This window comes from Mesorhizobium sp. M1A.T.Ca.IN.004.03.1.1, assembly GCF_003997555.1.
In the GTDB taxonomy this organism is placed as follows: Bacteria; Pseudomonadota; Alphaproteobacteria; order Rhizobiales; family Rhizobiaceae; genus Mesorhizobium.
The window spans coordinates 162,629-179,022 of sequence record NZ_RZTV01000004.1; the positions used below are offsets into that span (position 1 = coordinate 162,629).

Genomic DNA, 16,394 nt, shown 5'->3' on the forward strand with positions numbered 1-16,394 from the left:
GCATGCGCCAAATCCGTCTCTGGCGAAACCTTTGCCAAGGGCCATAATCCCGCTGATTTTGAGGTTGCCCGCGCCGGTCGCGGGTGAAGAGGGGAGCTTGAGGATGTCCGGATTGCCGATTTCACGCCGCGGCCTGCTGGCCGGCTCGGCACTGCTTCTGGCCTCGACCGCCTTGCCGGCCATCGGCCGGGCGCAGACGCCGAAGAAGGGTGGCAGGTTGATCGTGGCCGCCGACTCCGAGCCGCGCAACCTCAATCCGGCTATTGTCGCTTCCAACGGCGTCTTCTTCATCTCCAGCAAGGTGGTCGAGGCGCTGGCCGAGGCCTCCTTCGACGGCAAGGACGGGCTTCAGCCGCGCCTTGCGCTTTCCTGGGAAGGCGCAGCCGACGGCCGGTCGGTGACCTTCAAGTTGCGCGACGGCGTCAAATGGCATGACGGCAAGCCCTTCACCTCCGCCGACGTCGCCTTCTCCGCGCTGCAGGTCTGGAAGCCTCTGCAGAATCTCGGCCGCACGGTGTTCAAGGACCTTGAAGCCGTCGACACGCCCGACAAGCTGACGGCCGTGTTCAAATTCGCCAAGCCGACGCCGTTCCAGCTGATCCGCAACGCGCTGCCGGCATTGAGCAGCGTCGTGCCGAAGCACGTCTATGAGGTGGGCAAGATCGAGGACAACCCGGCCAACAACGCTCCGGTCGGCACCGGCCCGTTCAAATTCGCCGAATACAAGGCCGGCCAGTACTATCGGCTTGCGCGGAACGATGCCTATTGGGACAAGGACGAGCCCTATCTCGACGAGATCGTCTACCAGGTGCTGCCCGACCGAACCTCTGCGGCTGCGGCGCTCGAGGCGGAAGAAATCCAGCTCGCCGCCTTCTCCGCCGTGCCGCTCGCCGACCTCGACCGCATCTCAAAGGTGCCGGGCCTGAAGGTCATCACCAAGGGCTATGAGGGGCTGACCTACCAGCTCGTCGTCGAGATCAACCATCGCCGCAAGGAACTGGCGGACCTGAAAGTGCGGCAGGCGATCGCGCATGCCATCGACAAGGATTTCGTCGTCAAGACAATTTTCCTCGGCTACGCCGCGACCGCAACCGGTCCGGTGCCGAAGAACGATCCGCAATTCTACACTGCTGACGTCCCGATCTACCCCTTCGACGTCGCCAAGGCCAACGAGCTGCTCGACGAGGCCGGCTACAAACGGGCCGACGACGGCAAGCGCTTTGCACTGAAGCTGCTGCCGGCGCCGTATTTCAATGAGACCAAGCAGTTCGGCGATTACCTGCGCCAGGCGCTGGCCCTAATCGGCATCGACGCCCAAATCGTCAACAACGACTCGGCCGCCCATATGAAAGCGGTCTATACCGACCACGCCTTCGACCTCGCCGTCGGCCCGCCGGTGTTCCGCGGCGACCCGGCGATCTCGACCACCATCCTGGTGCAGAGCGGCATCCCCGACGGCGTGCCCTTCTCCAACCAGGGCGGCTACAAGAACGCCGACCTGGATGCGCTGATCGCCAAAGCGTCAGAGACGCTCGACACATCCGCCCGCACCGAGCTCTACAAGGAATTCCAGAAAATGGTGGCGGCCGACCTGCCGCTGATCAACGTCGCCGAGTGGAGCTTCATTTCCGTCGCCCGCGACACTGTCGGCAACATCGCCAACAACCCGCGCTGGGCGGTATCGAACTGGGCGGACACCTTTTTGGCGGGTTGATCCGCACTTGCGGATTGCCTGCCTGGGTGCTGAGCTTTGAGAATGAGAGTTCCGTCGCGCCCCCCTCTGTCCTGCCGGACGCGGCATCCAAGGGTTGGCCCTGATATGGCGTCGCCATGACCCGAGCCCTCACCCTCCTGCGCCGCCGTCTCGTCGGCAGCGTCTTCGTGCTGCTGATCGTCGTCATCGGCAGCTTCCTGCTGCTCGAAGCTGCCCCCGGCGACGCGGTCGACGCCTATATCGTCTCGACCGGCGGCGATGCCGGCATGATCGAATTGCTGCGCCACCGCTGGGGCCTCGACCAGTCGGAACTGACCCGGCTCGCCAACTATCTCTGGGCGCTCTTGCACCTCGACCTTGGCCAGTCCGTCACGTTCTCGCGGCCGATCCGCGACGTCATCCTCGAACGCCTGCCGACCACGCTCATCCTGATGGGCAGCGCAACCGCGCTCTCCTTCGGCCTCGGCTCGGCGCTCGGCATCTATGCCGGCGCGCGTCCCGGAAGCTTTCGCGACCGCTTCCTGTCGATCGGCTCGCTGGCGCTCTACGCCGTGCCGGGGTTCTGGCTCGGCCTTGTGCTGATCGTCGTCTTTGCCGTCGACCTGCGCTGGCTGCCGATCGGCGGCATCGAGACCATCGCATCGGCCAAGACCGGGGTGGCGCGGGCCGGCGACATCGCCACCCATCTTGTGCTGCCGGTCTCGGCGCTCGGCTTCATCTATCTCGCGCTCTATCTGCGCATGATGCGCGCCGGCATGGCGGAAGCCTGGCGGCAGGATTTCGTGCTTGCCGCCCGTGCCAGGGGCTTGCCGCGCCGGCGCATCGTGCTTGCGCATGTCGCCCGCAACGCGCTGCTGCCGCTGGTCACCATGCTCGGCTTGCAATCGGCGCAGATGCTGGGCGGCAGCGTTGTCATCGAAAGCGTCTTTGCCGTCCCCGGCCTCGGCCGGCTGGCGCAGGAAGCCGTCGCCGGACGCGACACGCCGCTGCTGCTCGGCATCATTTTGGTGAGCGCCGTGCTCGTTATCGTCATCAACCTCCTGGTCGATCTCGCCTACGCCTTCCTCGATCCGCGCGTCGGTGCCGGCGAGGCGGTCGCATGAAGAGGCTGCATCGCTTTTTCCAGACGCCGGAAGCGATCGCCGGCGCACTCATCCTCGCCTTGCTCGTCGCGATCGCGCTGGCAGCGCCGCTGCTCTTTCCGGGCGACCCGCAAGCGATCGCCGGCCCGGCCTTGCTGCCGCCGTTGCAAAATTGGTCGCTGCCGCTCGGCACCGACCGGCTCGGCCGCGACGTGCTGGCCGAACTTTTCCACGGCGCGCGCACCTCGCTGGCGGTTGGACTAGCGGCGGCCGCAGCTGCGCTTCTGGTCGGCGCGGTGGTGGGCACGCTGGCCGGTTTCGCCGGCGGCTTGATCGACGAGGTGCTGATGCGCATCACCGACGCCTTCCAGACCGTGCCGAGTTTTTTGCTGGCGCTGGCGTTCGTCAGCATCGTCGGCCCCTCGCTTGGTGCGGTGATCGCGGCCATCGCGCTCGGCGCCTGGACCGGGCCGGCGCGGGTGGCGCGCGCGGAAGTGCTGTCGATCCGCGAGCGTGACTATGTCGCCGGCGCTCGCGTCATCGGCATGCATCCGCTGGAGATTGCCTTTCGCGAGGTGCTGCCCAATGCGCTGCCGCCGGTGCTGGCGCTTTCCTCGGTGATCGTCGCGGCCGCCATCCTCACCGAAGCAGCGCTTTCCTTCCTCGGCCTCGGTGATCCCAACCGCGTCACCTGGGGCGGCATGATCGCCGAAGGCCGCACTGTCTTGCGCACCGCGCCTTTTCTGTCGATCGTTCCCGGTATCGCGCTGGTGCTGACCGTTCTCGGCGTTTACCTCGCCGGCGAGGGCGTGGTGGAAAGCACCGCGGTACGCAGGAGCCTGTCGTGACTGCGCTGCTTTCGATCCGCGATCTGACCGTGCGATATCGGCGCGACGGCGTCGAGGTAACGGCGCTGAAGGGCATCAGCCTTGATGTGGAAGCCGGGGAACGCCTTGCGATCATCGGTGAGAGCGGCTCGGGCAAGAGCACGCTGGCGCTGGCGGTTGCGGGATTGTTGGCGGAAGCGGCCGAGGTTGGAGGTTCGATCGAGTGGCAGAAACCTCGATCGTCTCATTCCCTCACACCCCCCTCCGTCCAGTCGTCCGGCGGGATAGAGGGGGGTGCGCAGGATCGCCAGCCTCCGCATTTTCAGCCCATTGGTGGCCGCGACATCGGCTTCGTCTTCCAGGACCCCTCCTTCAGCCTCGACCCGGTGATGCCGGTCGGCAAGCAAATCGCCGAGGTCGCACGCACGCATCTCAACCTCAACTGGCGCGAGGCCTATGCCAAAGCCAAAACCCTGCTCGAGCGCGTCCGCCTGCCCGACTCCGAAGCCGTCTTGCGCGCCTATCCGCACCAGCTGTCCGGCGGCCAGAAGCAGCGCGTTGCAATCGCAGCGGCCATCGCCGCCGCCCCGAAACTGCTGATTGCCGACGAGGCGACCAGCGCGCTCGACACCATCGTCCAGGCCGAGATCGTTTCCCTGATCCGCGGGTTGGTCAACGAGGACGGCCTGACGCTCGCCTTCATCAGCCACGACATCGCGCTCGCCGCCACGCTCGCCGAACGCATCGCGGTGCTGCGTCATGGCGAGTTGGTCGAATTGGGCGACACGGACCAGATCCTTAACGCGCCGCGCCATGCCTATACCCGCACGCTGCTCGATGCCCATCTCGGTCTCGACGCCAGGCCGCTTCTTGACCGGCAAGGCGCCCCGGCATGACCGTGCTCGCCGTCTCCAATCTTTCCAAGCGCTATCGCCGCGGCGGCAAACCCTTTGCGGCCGTCGACGATGTCTCGTTTGAGATCGGCCCGGCTGAAACGCTGGCCCTCGCCGGTCCGTCCGGCAGTGGCAAGTCGACCGTTGCGCGGCTGGTGCTGCGCCTGCTCGAGCCCGACGCCGGGCGCATCCAATTCGAGGGCACAGACTTCCTTAACTTGTCGGGCGCCGCGTTGCGCGCCCGCCGTGCCCGCCTCCAGATGGTCTTCCAGGATCCGCTCGCCGCCTTTAACCAGCGCTCCACCGTGGCGCGTGCGCTGGACGACCCGTTGCGCATCCACGGCATCGCCTCGCGCTCGGAGCGCCCGCGCCGCATCGCAGCCCTCCTGGAGCGGGTCGGCCTCGATGCCGGCCTTGCCGCGCGCGCGATCCACGAGATTTCCGGCGGCCAGCGCCAGCGGGTAGCGATCGCCCGCGCCATCGCCACCCGACCGTCGCTGATCGTCCTCGACGAGGCGGTCTCGGCGCTCGACGTTTCGGTGCGCGGACAGATCCTGGACTTGCTGCTCGACCTGCAAAGACAGGAACGGATCGCCTATCTCTTCATTTCGCATGATCTCGGCGTAATCCGCGCCCTCGCGCATCGCATCGTTCTCCTCGATGCCGGCCGGGTCGCCGAGAGCGGCGACGCCCGCACCGTCATCGCCAGCCCGCAATCGGCGGTCGGCAAGGCGCTGGTGGCGGCAACCCCGAGGCTGAATAGGATCAAAACACCATGACCGACTCCGACGCAGCCATTGCCGAAAAACTGTCGCGCGAGCTCGACTCCGCCTTTCGCTACCGGGGCGATCTCTATCGCCTCTTCCTCGATGAGTTGACCGCCGAGCTTGGCGCCGAGAAGGCCGAAGCATTAATGATCCGCACCATCGAAAAGCGCGGCCGGGAAGTTGCAGCGGCCGCTTTCGCCGGTTTCGGCCCCAATGATGCGCTGGCGATCGGCGAGGCGTTCCTTTCCGTCAGCCCGGATGGCGGGCGCATGTATCCGACCGACGTCGAGCGCGGGCCGGACCGCATCGCTTTCAAGGTGAAGCGCTGCCCGCTGAAGGATGCCTGGATCGAGGCCGGCGTCGGCGAGGAAAAGCTTGCCACGCTCTGCCGCATCGCCGGCGCCTTCGACCGCGGACTGTTCGAAGCAACCGGCGTGCGCTTCGCCAACGTGACCTGGACGCCGGGCCACGGCTCCGGCTGCTGCCACATCGCGCTGACCAACCGCGACACCTAGCGAGCCGACGATTTGACTTTCGGCCGAAGACGTGCAGTTCCGCGCCGGATTCGTCGCCGGCACCGACGGGAAAGTCGGCGCTCAACGCCTGAGTCGATCGCGCATCGCATACCACAGCATGCCGAGCACATAGAGCGGCCCGCGCAGCGCCGTGCCGCCGGGGAACGGCAGCGGCGTCAGCGTCGAGAACAGGTCGAGCCGCGAGGCGTCGCCGGTGATCGCTTCCGCGAGCAGCTTGCCCGACAGCGTCGACAGGATGACGCCCTTGCCGGAATAGCCATGCGCGAAATAGACCTCGCCATAATGCCCGACATGCGGCAGGCGCGACGTCGTCACAGACACGAGCCCGCCCCAGGCATGGTCGATCCGGCACCCCCTAAGCTGTGGGAAGGTCTTTTCCATATGCGGCCGCACGAAGCCGCCAATGTCGGCGGGGGGCGAGGGCGTATAGCGCTCGCCGCCGCCGAACAGCAGGCGGCCATCCGCGGACATGCGGTAGTAATTGACCACGAAAAGCGTGTCCGAAACCGCGGCGTTGGACGGGATGACGTTGCGCGCGCCCAACGGCTCGGTGGCGACGATGTAGTTGCCGATCGGCATGATGCGGCTGTTGACGCGCGGCTCGAGCCCGTTGAGCAGCGCATCGCCGGCCAGCACCACATGCCTGGCACGGACCGAGCCCTTGTCGGTGAACACCCGGATAAAGGGTTCGCGCTCCAGCCGGACGGCGACCGAGTTCTCGTGGATGGTGACGCCAGCGGCAGAAGCGGCCCCAGCGAGCCCCAGCGTGTAGTTCAGCGGATGCATGTGTCCGCCGAGCGTCTCGAAGGATGCACCGAGATAAGGCGTATCGACCATGCGCCGCGCCTCCGCCGCCGACAGGATCTCGACATGCGGGAAGTCCATCACCTTGGCGAGGCACTCGGCCTCTTCCTCGAATTCGCGCATGTCGGAGCCGTTGACCGCGCCGACCAGATGGCCGGTCAGCCGCAAGTCGCACTCGATGCCGTGGCGCTCGATAATGTCGAGCACCAAGCCTCGCGCCTCGAAGGCGAGGTCGAACAGCGCCTTCGCCCGCTCCGGCCCGAACGCTCTGACCAGCTCCTTGGCGCCCTTGCGCAGACCGGGGATTATCTGGCCGCCATTGCGCCCAGAGGCACCCCAGCCGATCTTGCCGCCTTCGAGCAGCACCACTTTAAGGCCGCGTTCGGCCGCATGGAGCGCCGCCGAAAGCCCGGTGCAGCCGCCACCGACGACCACCAGGTCGGCTTCTGCATCGCCGGTAAGCGCCGGATGGTCCGGCGCCGGATTGGCAGTCGCCACATAATAGGATTTGCCGATATCAAGACCGGAATTGAAACCCGTCGAAGCCATGGTCACACCTTGAGCAGCAGATGGTCGCGTTCCCACGACGTCACCACGGTCTGGAACAGGTCGAGCTCTACGCTTTTCACGCGCAGATAGGTTTGGAAGAAATCCTCCCCGAGCAGCACCCGCACCGGCTCGCAGGCGGCGAAACGGTCGAGCGCTTCCTCCATGGTCTTCGGCAGCGTGCTCTGGCTGCGATAGGCGTTGCCGAAGGCCTCCGGCGAGCGGGCCAGCTTCTCCTCGACGCCGAGATATCCGGCGATGAGCGAGCCGGCCATGGCGAGGTAGGGATTGGCGTCGGCGCCGGGCAGCCGGTTCTCCACCCGCCGCGCGGCGCGCCCGCCCATTGGCACCCGCAAGCCGCAGGAGCGGTTATCATGCGACCATTCAATATTGGCCGGCGCGCTGTGGCCCGGCCGGATGCGGCGATACGAGTTCACGTTCGGTGCAAACAGCGGCATGATTTCAGGCACGTGTTTCTGCAGGCCCCCGATGAAGTGCGCGAACATTTCTGTGTCCTCGCCGTCTTTGCCGGCAAACAGGGGCTCGCCGCGCTCGTCGACGATGGACATGTGAAGATGCATCGAGCTGCCGGCCTGCGTCGCGATCGGCTTCGCCATGAAGGTGGCGTGCATACCGCTCGCCTGCGCCGCCTGCCTGGCCATGCGCTTGAACAACAGCACCTTGTCGGCCAGCGCCAGCGGGTCGCCATGGAGGAAGTTGATCTCGAGCTGCGCCGTGCCGGATTCGTGGATCAGCGTGTCGAGGGGCAGGCCGGCGGCCGCGGCGTGGTCATAAAGGTGACGCGTCACCGCTTCGAACTCCTCCAGCGCCTGCATGTCGTAGGGATGCTGCACGCTTTCGGGCCGTCCGTTGCGCCCGACTGGCGCGGTCAGCGGCCGATCCGGATCGGGATTTGGCGCCGTGAGGTAGAATTCGAGCTCCGGCGCCATCACGGCGTGCCAGCCGCGCCGGCGGTAAAGATCGAGCACGGCCCTCAGCACATGGCGCGGCGAAGCCATCCACGGCCGGCCGTCCATGTGAAACGTATCGGCAAAGACATAGGCCTTGCCGGCTCCGCCGCCCGGCGCAACGCTGAGCGTCGACAGGTCGGGCACCATGCGCATGTCGGGGTCCTGATAGGCGAACCCTTCATCGATGGAGCCGGAATAGCGGCCGTCGATCGCGACCAGGAAAGCGCTGCTGGGCAGGTAGAGCGCACGGTCCTCGAGCGACTTCAGGAACTTGGCCGCCGGCAAGGCCTTGCCGCGCAGCACACCGTTGACATCGGGCACCAGGCACTCGACCTCGCCTATTCCATGCGTGGTCAGCCAGCTTTGCGGATCGGCGCTGGGAGATGAGCAATTCAGTTTGTCAGGCATCGGTCATGTCCGTACGAAGGAGAAATCGCTTCGGCGGGCACGTCCGTTTCGGTTTGAGCGCTGAGTAAGCTACGTGATCTGAACGACGGACGCCCGCCTGATGGCGCAGGCCGGATCGAGCACTCCGCATACCCCCTCGGTCCAGCCATCCCGAACGACATGCGAACCGACCTTGGTCTCCTCCGCGCGTTGCAGATTCTCGTGCCGGCAACAGCGCATGACTAGTGATGCCCCGCTGAAAGACGATTTCTTGCGGCCGAAATTGAAAACAGCCGAGAGCCGGATCTTCGTTTTGCCATTTGCGCGGCAAACCTCTTCAAGGAACCTGGCCTATGGTTTGACCGATCGTTGCTTCCGGCGCAAGCCCACCCGCTGGGACCACTCCGCGCGTTGCCCGCCCGAAGGAACTCGCTGCCGGTTTTGATGTTCCCACTGAGCACGCCACCGGCGCACAGCGCGGCCGACGGAATTCAGCACGATCAGGAGCGATGGGATGGAAAGCACGATCGAAACGGGGCATGTTTTTGCGGGGCGATCGCGGAGATGCAGGGCGATCCGTTCTGGATCTGCTTCGACCGTGATGACGACTGCCGCCGGGCGATCGGAAGCCCGCTGACCATCTGGATCGGTTACCGGCCTGACCAGTTTCGCTTGACCCGCGGCCAGCCCAGGGAATTCTCGAAAACCCGGGGCATCGTCCGTAGCTTCTGCGAGAAATGCGGCACCTCGATCGCCTATCGCGACGAGGGACTGAACGACGAGCTTTATGTCACCATCGGCTTCTTCGACCATCCGGAGCGGTTTCGGCCACAAGCCCACGCCTATTGGCGGCTGCGTCTGCCCTGGCTGGAATTTTCCGACGATCTGCCGCGTATCGACACCTACTCGCGACGCCGCGATCCGGCATTTGGAAATCCCGTCGACCGGTAGATCGCTCGCCAAGCGCGCCTCAGCCGATGCTTTCGCCGCCGTCGACGACCAGCGCCTGGCCGGTCATGAAGGACGAGCGGTCGGAGACCAGGAACAGGATTGCCTCGGCGATCTCCTCCGCGCTCGCCCAGCGCCCCATTGGAATCTTGGTACGTACATAGTTTTCAATTGCGTTGCGGCCACCCATCTGGGTGATGAACGGCTCGTTGAACGGCGTGTCGACCCAGCCCGGACAGAGCGCGTTGATGCGCACATTGTGTTTGGCGTAGTCGAGCGACATCTGCCTGGTCATCGCCACCACCGCATGCTTGGACGTGGCATAGGCGATCATCTCGCGATCGTAGAAGACGCCGGAATTGGACGCAGTGTTGAGGATGACGCCGCCGCCCTGCGCGATCATCGCCGGCATGACGGTCTTCGCCGCGAGGAACTGCGCCCGCACATTGATCCGCCACGACGCGTCCATGCCGTCGGTGCTGACTTCCGTCAGCGTGCCGCCGACCTGAATGCCGGCATGGCTGTGCAGGATATCGATCCGGCCGTGCTTGCCGAGCGTTCCCGCTATGAGGTCCTCGACCGCCGTGTCGTTGCCGACATCAGTCGCAACCGCTTCGGCGCGGCCGCGGGCTGCGCGGATAGCGGCCGCCGTGGCCTCGCCTGCCGCCGGATCCCGGTCGGCGATCACCACGACAGCCCCTTCCCGCGCCATGATCATGGCGCCGGCGCGCCCGATGCCCGACCCGGCGCCCGTCACCACGGCGATGCGATCTTTCAAAATCATGGATCTGTCTTTCACGGCGATGGTTTTCGTCGGCCGAGCTGCCATTGCGCGAGCAGGACGAGCAGCACCGAGGCGGCGAGCACGATCGTCGCGATGGCGTTGATCTCCGGCGTCACCCCGCGTCGGATCGAGGCAAAGACATAGATCGGCAAGGTCGTCTGCGCGCCGGCGACGAAGAAGGCGATGATGAAGTCGTCGAAGGAGAAGGTGAAGGCGAGCAGGAAGCCGGCAATCACAGCCGGCATGATCTGCGGCAGCACGATCGAGCGGAACGTCGTCAGCGGTGTTGCATAGAGATCGCTCGAGGCCTCGACCAGGTTGCGGTCGAGGCTGCTGAGCCGCGTGCCGACGATCATCGTCACCAGCGCCATCGAGAACAGGCCGTGCGCGGCGATGATCGAGCCGTAGCCGAGCGCCAGGCGCGGCGGCTGGTCGGTCGGCCAAACCGAAGCGAGGAACGGGTTAACGACGGCGAAGAGCTGCACCAGGGCCACCAGCGTCGAGATGCCGATGACGACGCCCGGCACAACGATCGCGGCACCCAGCAACGCGTCGAACACGCCCCTTGTCCGCGCGCCGACACGGTGCAGCCCGAGCGCCGCGGCCGTGCCGCAGAAGGCCGCGAGCAGCGCGCTGGTGGTGGCGATGAACAGGCTGTTCTTCAGCGCCTCGACCAGGAACGGGTTTGACAGCGCCTTGCCGTACCATTGCTCGGAGAAGCCGGTGAACTCGCTGGCGTGATGGCCGGCATTGAACGAGAACAGCACGACCAGCGCGATCGGCAGATAAAGGAAGGCAAAGACGGCAACGACGAAGGCGCGCATCAGATCAGGTCCACGCGGCGGGCGCCCGAAAGCCGGGTCGAGAGGCGGTTGGCGATGATCAGCACCACGACCGAGACCAGCACCAGCGTGATGGCAATCGCCGATCCGAACGGCCAGTTGCGTGACTGCAAGAAGAGGTCGACCAAGGCGTTGCCGATGAAGAACACCTTGCCGCCGCCAAGCAGCGTCGGGATCAGATACTCGCCGAGCAGCAGGATCATCACCAGCGAGAAGCCGGTCATCACCCCCGGCAGCGACAGCCGGAGCGTGACGCCGAGGAAGGTCGATAGCGGCGTAGCACCCAGATCGGCGGACGCCTCGAGCAGCCGCCGGTCGAGCCGTTCGAGGCTGACATAAATCGGCAGGATCATCAGCGGAAGATAGCCATAGACGATGCCGAGCAGCACGGCGCCAGGCGTGTTGATCAGCCTGAGATCCTCGATGCCTATATAGGCGAGCAGGGCGGGAATGCCGCGCCCGCCAAGGATGTACATCCAGGCATAGGTGCGCATCAGAAGGCTGGTCCAGAACGGGATGACGATCAGCGCGAGCAGGATCAACCGCCAGCGCTGCGGCGCGCGCAGCGCCAGGTAATAGGCGACGGGATAGGCAACGAGGAGGCAGGCCAGCGCGCCGACCGGCGCCAGCACCATCGTGTTCCAGAAGGCGGTCGCCCGTGCCGGCAGGTTGGCATATTGAGCGAAGGTGAACGCTGCCTGGTAGCCGCCCTCCGGTGCCCGCTCACCGACACTGAAGACGGCGATGGCGACGAACGGCAAGACGAGGAACACGACGAGCCACAGCGTCGCCGGAGCGAGCAGCAGGGCCGTCAGAAGATTTTTGCGAAGGAACCTGCCGCGCATTGAAAAAGCCGCTTCGGCGCCGGCGGACCTTGGCCCGCCGGCGGTAAGAACTTGACCGGAGTTGGTGCCCTGGCTCACGCGGCCTTGAAGCGCGCCATCAGCTCGGCGCGGCCCGGATCGGTCAGCGTCGCGGCGGCGCCGAACTCGAGCGGCTTCAGAAGCTCGGCGGCCGGATAGAGGATCGGGTTCTCGAGCACCTCCTTCGGCAGCAGCGCGTTGACCCGCGCGTCGGTCGAGGGCGCGCCATTGGCCAGATGCTCCTTGACGGCGACCTTCGGGTTCATCAGGTAGTTGAGCAGCGCATAGCCGGCCGGCTTGTTCGGCGCGTCCTTCGGGATGGCGTAGAAGTCGGTCCAGATCTCGCCGCCCTCCTTGCCGAGCACATAGGCGATCTCTGAAATATCACGATGAAGCTGCGCGCCGTCATTGGTCCAGCACATCGTCATCCAGGCGTCGCCCGAGCGCATCGACGGCTGATAGTCGCTCGACACCGCGAAGAGATGCGGCTTGACCTTGAGCAGCAGTTCCTCGGCCTTGGCGAGCTCGTCCTGCTTCAGCGAGTTGAACGAGTAGCCGTGATATTTCAGCGCATTGCCGATCGTGGTCAGCTGGTAGTCGTGCACCATGGTGCGGCCATCGCCTTCCGCCATGGCCGTGTCCCAGAATTCCTTCCAGCTCGACATCGGCTTGGCGAGCTTCTTGGTGTTGACGGCAAAGCCGGTCGTGCCCCAGTTCTTCGGCACGGCGTAGATCGTGCCGTCGATCGTGCCTTCCGCGGTGAAGCGGGCATCTTCCTTGCTGCCGTCGAAATTGCCGAGCTTGGCCATGTCCAGGGGCTCGATGATGCCGAGCTTCTTATAGGTCGAGATGGTGTAGTTGGTCGGCACGAACAGGCTCCAGCCCGAGCCGCCGGCCTGCAGCTTGGCCAGCATCTCTTCGTTCGAACCGAAGACGTTGACCTCGACGGCCACGCCCGTCTCGGCCTTGAAGTTCTCGAAGGTCTGCGGGTCGTGATAGTTCGGCCAGGTGGCGATAGACATGCGGTCGCCGAGGTTCTCGGCAGCAAAGGCCGGTGTCGGCCTGATGCCGAGCTCGCGCGCCATCACCGCGGTCGCGACACCGAGGCCGGTGAGGCCGAGGAAGTCGCGCCGGCTGATCGAGCCGCGCTTCAGGCGCATCAATTGGTCGACGAATTTTTCGGGGCTTATCGGCAGTCCGTCACGATAGGATTTTGACATGTTGGTCTTCCCTCTGGTTGGTCCCGTTGTTCTTAGGTTGCGGAAACGCCAGCGGCGCTCCGGCGGCGAAGCCGATGGCGACGGGTTCGCCCGGCTTGAAAAGGTTGCCCCGGCCAGTCACGTGATCGGCCTTGGTAAGCAATGATCCAATGCCCTGCACTTCGATCGCGTATTCCGCGGTCGAGCCAAGAAAGATGCGGTTCCGGACAATGCCCTTGAGGCCGCCGCCTCCGGGCGCCGAGAGGCTGAGCGATTCCGGCCGAAGGCTGACGGATACGGCCTCGCCCCGGCTGAGCGGTACCCGCTTGCGCGCCGAAATCACCGTGCCGTCGGCGAGCGCCACGTCGACGAGGTCGCCGGAGAGCCCGGCCACCTTGCCGCTGAGCAGATTCGTCTTGCCGACGAAATCGGCAACGAACAGATCGGCCGGCTCGTCATAGATCTCGCTCGGCTGGCCGAGTTGCACCACGCGGCCGCCATTCATGACGCACACGAAGTCGCTCATCGACAGCGCCTCCTCCTGGTCGTGGGTGACCAGAACGAAGGTGATGCCGATTTCGCGCTGCAGGTTCTGCAGCTCGATCTGCATGTCTGTGCGCAGCTTCTTGTCGAGCGCCGCCAGCGGCTCGTCGAGCAGCAGCACCGCAGGCTTGTTGACCAGCGCCCGGGCGAGCGCGACGCGCTGCTGCTGGCCGCCGGAAAGCTCGTGAATCTTGCGGCGTCCGTAGCCCGCAAGCTGCACCATGGCCAACGCCTCACCTGCCTTCAGGCTGATCTCGCGCGACGACAGACGCGGCCTTGCCTGGCGCAGTCCGTAGGAGATGTTCTCCTCGACATCGAGATGCGGAAACAGCGCGTACTGCTGGAACACCATGTTGACCGGACGCCGGTAAGGCGGCGTTCCGGCCATGTCGCGGCCGCGGATCAGCACCTGGCCCTCGCTCGGCTGCTCGAAGCCGCCGATCATGCGCAGGCATGTCGTCTTGCCGCAGCCGGACGGTCCGAGCAGGGCGACGAAGGCCGCGGGCGGGATGGCAAGGTCGATGCCGCTGACCGCCGTGACGGCGCCGTAGCGCTTGGTGACCGCGCGAAACTCGATATCGGGCACTGCAGTCAAGCCACGGGCTCCAGCGACAGCGTGAGGCAATCTTTGCAAAGCTAGCAGAGCCAATGGCGCCTAGTATATACCTCACGGGTGGTATATTTAGTTGATTTTATCTTTTCGAGGGGTATGAATTGGGCGCCTCCCGCAGCGACGACTACAACGCGCTCGGCGCCGTGATTGCCGCGGCGCGCGAGACCGGCGATCATTTCGGCAAGGCGATCGTCGGCTGGCTGCGCGGGCATGTCCGCTTCGATCACTGCGTGGTCTTCGGCTATCGGGGTGCTGCGCGGCCGCCGCTTCTGTTCGAGACCTTCTCGCCGGCCGAAAGCCACATCTTCGTCGCGCTCTATCAGGAAGGGCCCTATCTGCTCGACCCCTTCCATCACGCCGCGGTCGAGCGCAGGGAAGGCTTCTGGCGCATGCGCGAGTTGGCGCCGGACCGCTTCTATGCCAGCGAGTACTACCGCTCCTACTACAGCCAGACCCGGCTCGCCGAGGAGGTCGGCTTCTTCGTTCCGCTGGCCGGCAAGGATGCGCTGGTGCTGTCGCTGATGCGGCTGCGCGCCTCGGGGCCGTTCGGAACAGCCGACGCCAGGCTGTTGCGCGACATGGCTCCCGCGGTGGTCGGCTTCTGCCGACAGCGCTGGCCAGCCTTGCCTGCCGAAGAGACCACGGTTGCGCCGCCGGGCGAAGCCTTGGCGGTGACCAATGAGCTGGATCGCGCCCACATCTGGAAGAGCCTGTCGCTGACCTCGCGCGAGAAACAGGTCGTCGACCTGGTGCTCCAGGGTCACTCGACGGAATCGATCGCCAGGGCGCTCAGGATCGTCCCAGGGACCGTGAAGGTCCATCGCCGCAACATCTATCGCAAGCTCAAGATCAGGTCGCAGGCCGGCCTCTTCGCGCGCTTCGTCGAGATCATCGACGCGCGCATCGGATAGCGCGTCTCCAGCCAAATGGAACCGCTCCACGGCACGCATGCCGAGGGCGCCGTTCGGGCCAGTCAGGAGGCCGCCCCTGCCTCACTTGCGGCGCCGCGCGTTAACCGTCTATCGTGCGGATCGAGGGCCGCCGGCCAAGTCTCCGGTTGCGGACAGAGCGGCTAAACAGATTTCAGGGACGGACGAAGTAGCGCATAGCCAATGGCCGACAAAACACAATTCGGACTGACTGCCCTCGACACAGTACCGCTGCATGAGAAAGTCTATCTGGAACTGGTGCGGGCGCTGATGTCGGGTCAGCTCCAGCCCGGCCAGAAGCTGACCTCGCGCAAGCTCGCCAAGGAGCTCGGCACCAGCGACATGCCGGTGCGCAGCGCCTTCATGCGGCTGCAGGCGCTCAGGGCGCTGAGCCCGATGCCGAACGGAAGCGTCGAGGTGCCGATGATTTCGGCCGACCGTTTCCAGCAGCTCACCGACGTGCGCATGGTCCTGGAAGGCACGGCCACTGAGCTCGCCACCGGCCTCATCAATGGCAACAATCTGCGCGCCATCCGCCGACATTGCACAGAGCTCACCCAGGCCGCCCGCAGCGGCGACATCGACGATTACCTGCGCAAGAATCACGACTTCAAATTCTCGATCTACCGCCACTGCGGCAACGAGCAGATGATCTTCCTGATCGAGACCGTGTGGATGCAGGTGGGCCCCTTCCTCCGCAACCTGCGCATCGGCTTCGAGGACGACCTCGCCGGCATTCTCGGCATCGACTATCATGAAGAGGTCGTGGCGGCGATCGAGGTCCAGGACGGCGAACGAGCCCGGGCGGCCATCGTGCGCGACATCGACGAGGGCGCGACGCACATTCTCAAACAGATCAAGTTTCCTGAATTGCGGCACTAGTGCCTCAGCGTAGATCGAGGGATTGCCCTCGGCCATCACGATACTGGCAGCCAGATCACCGTTGACCGCGCAAATGCCCCCTTGGCTTTCCCCTAGCGGCCAGCTATGTTGCGATCGCAGATCGCAGCTATGGACCCAAAATGCCGCCCGATATCCCAGCTAGTGAATTGAAAAAATGAATGAACATCGCCTGGAACCATCCGTGGCGACCTTCATAAACTCACAAGCTGTAGAATGGATATCGTAGCCGGAACGGCTGCAGCA

General features: G+C 65.2%; 16 protein-coding genes. 9 read left to right on the forward strand and 7 right to left on the reverse strand.

The features are described 5' to 3' along the window. Positions 1 to 103 precede the first annotated feature (103 nt). From EOD29_RS14720 to EOD29_RS14745, 6 genes are all read left to right on the forward strand, one after another. The gene (locus tag EOD29_RS14720) at positions 104 to 1,714 is read left to right on the forward strand and encodes an ABC transporter substrate-binding protein (protein ID WP_095800612.1); all 1,611 of its coding nucleotides are present in this window, start codon (positions 104 to 106) and stop codon (positions 1,712 to 1,714) included. A gap of 116 nt (positions 1,715 to 1,830) precedes the next feature. Continuing rightward, positions 1,831 to 2,817, forward strand: coding sequence for an ABC transporter permease (locus EOD29_RS14725; RefSeq protein ID WP_067319001.1), 987 nt, complete (start codon positions 1,831 to 1,833; stop codon positions 2,815 to 2,817). Further along, a complete protein-coding gene (locus tag EOD29_RS14730) occupies positions 2,814 to 3,644 on the forward strand; it encodes an ABC transporter permease (protein WP_067319003.1) in 831 nt (276 codons plus the stop codon). Before EOD29_RS14725 ends, EOD29_RS14730 begins: the two co-directional genes overlap by 4 nt. Further along, positions 3,641 to 4,519 carry an ABC transporter ATP-binding protein gene (locus EOD29_RS14735; protein ID WP_127217526.1) on the forward strand — a complete coding sequence of 293 codons (879 nt, stop codon included), beginning with the start codon at positions 3,641 to 3,643 and terminating at the stop codon, positions 4,517 to 4,519. Before EOD29_RS14730 ends, EOD29_RS14735 begins: the two co-directional genes overlap by 4 nt. Continuing rightward, the gene (locus EOD29_RS14740) at positions 4,516 to 5,295 is read left to right on the forward strand and encodes an ATP-binding cassette domain-containing protein (RefSeq protein WP_127247075.1); all 780 of its coding nucleotides are present in this window, start codon (positions 4,516 to 4,518) and stop codon (positions 5,293 to 5,295) included. Before EOD29_RS14735 ends, EOD29_RS14740 begins: the two co-directional genes overlap by 4 nt. After that, on the forward strand, positions 5,292 to 5,798 hold the full coding sequence (locus EOD29_RS14745) for an L-2-amino-thiazoline-4-carboxylic acid hydrolase (protein ID WP_127247076.1): 507 nt from the start codon (positions 5,292 to 5,294) through the stop codon (positions 5,796 to 5,798). The genes EOD29_RS14740 and EOD29_RS14745 overlap by 4 nt, the downstream gene beginning before the upstream one ends. A gap of 81 nt (positions 5,799 to 5,879) precedes the next feature. Here EOD29_RS14745 and EOD29_RS14750 read toward each other — a convergent pair whose 3' ends face one another. Both EOD29_RS14750 and EOD29_RS14755 read right to left on the reverse strand, forming a co-directional pair. After that, positions 5,880 to 7,172: an FAD-binding oxidoreductase gene (locus EOD29_RS14750; RefSeq protein WP_164746883.1), complete on the reverse strand. Its 1,293-nt coding sequence runs from the start codon at positions 7,170 to 7,172 to the stop codon at positions 5,880 to 5,882. A gap of 2 nt (positions 7,173 to 7,174) precedes the next feature. Continuing rightward, on the reverse strand, positions 7,175 to 8,548 hold the full coding sequence (locus EOD29_RS14755) for a glutamine synthetase family protein (protein WP_127247077.1): 1,374 nt from the start codon (positions 8,546 to 8,548) through the stop codon (positions 7,175 to 7,177). Between the two features lie 348 nt (positions 8,549 to 8,896). On the opposite strand from EOD29_RS14755, the gene EOD29_RS14760 reads away from it, so the two are divergent. Then, complete coding sequence (locus EOD29_RS14760; RefSeq protein ID WP_245475347.1) at positions 8,897 to 9,478, forward strand: GFA family protein; 582 nt, start codon at positions 8,897 to 8,899, stop codon at positions 9,476 to 9,478. Between the two features lie 19 nt (positions 9,479 to 9,497). Here EOD29_RS14760 and EOD29_RS14765 read toward each other — a convergent pair whose 3' ends face one another. The 5 genes from EOD29_RS14765 to EOD29_RS14785 all read right to left on the reverse strand — a co-directional run bounded on the left by EOD29_RS14765 (position 9,498) and on the right by EOD29_RS14785 (position 14,301). After that, positions 9,498 to 10,259: a glucose 1-dehydrogenase gene (locus tag EOD29_RS14765; RefSeq protein ID WP_095783583.1), complete on the reverse strand. Its 762-nt coding sequence runs from the start codon at positions 10,257 to 10,259 to the stop codon at positions 9,498 to 9,500. Positions 10,260 to 10,270: 11 nt separating this feature from the next. Next, a complete protein-coding gene (locus tag EOD29_RS14770) occupies positions 10,271 to 11,083 on the reverse strand; it encodes an ABC transporter permease (protein ID WP_127247078.1) in 813 nt (270 codons plus the stop codon). Further along, on the reverse strand, positions 11,083 to 11,946 hold the full coding sequence (locus tag EOD29_RS14775; protein ID WP_127247079.1) for an ABC transporter permease: 864 nt from the start codon (positions 11,944 to 11,946) through the stop codon (positions 11,083 to 11,085). Before EOD29_RS14775 ends, EOD29_RS14770 begins: the two co-directional genes overlap by 1 nt. A gap of 74 nt (positions 11,947 to 12,020) precedes the next feature. Beyond that, positions 12,021 to 13,184, reverse strand: coding sequence for a spermidine/putrescine ABC transporter substrate-binding protein (locus tag EOD29_RS14780; RefSeq protein ID WP_127247080.1), 1,164 nt, complete (start codon positions 13,182 to 13,184; stop codon positions 12,021 to 12,023). Next, a complete protein-coding gene (locus tag EOD29_RS14785; protein ID WP_127240028.1) occupies positions 13,165 to 14,301 on the reverse strand; it encodes an ABC transporter ATP-binding protein in 1,137 nt (378 codons plus the stop codon). Before EOD29_RS14785 ends, EOD29_RS14780 begins: the two co-directional genes overlap by 20 nt. A 119-nt stretch (positions 14,302 to 14,420) precedes the next feature. Here EOD29_RS14785 and EOD29_RS14790 point away from each other — a divergent pair, with 119 nt between their 5' ends. Next, positions 14,421 to 15,230: a helix-turn-helix transcriptional regulator gene (locus tag EOD29_RS14790; protein WP_095823550.1), complete on the forward strand. Its 810-nt coding sequence runs from the start codon at positions 14,421 to 14,423 to the stop codon at positions 15,228 to 15,230. Positions 15,231 to 15,431: 201 nt separating this feature from the next. Continuing rightward, entirely contained in the window at positions 15,432 to 16,130 is a 699-nt protein-coding gene (locus tag EOD29_RS14795; RefSeq protein ID WP_095823551.1) for a GntR family transcriptional regulator, read from the forward strand. Positions 16,131 to 16,394 lie beyond the last annotated feature (264 nt).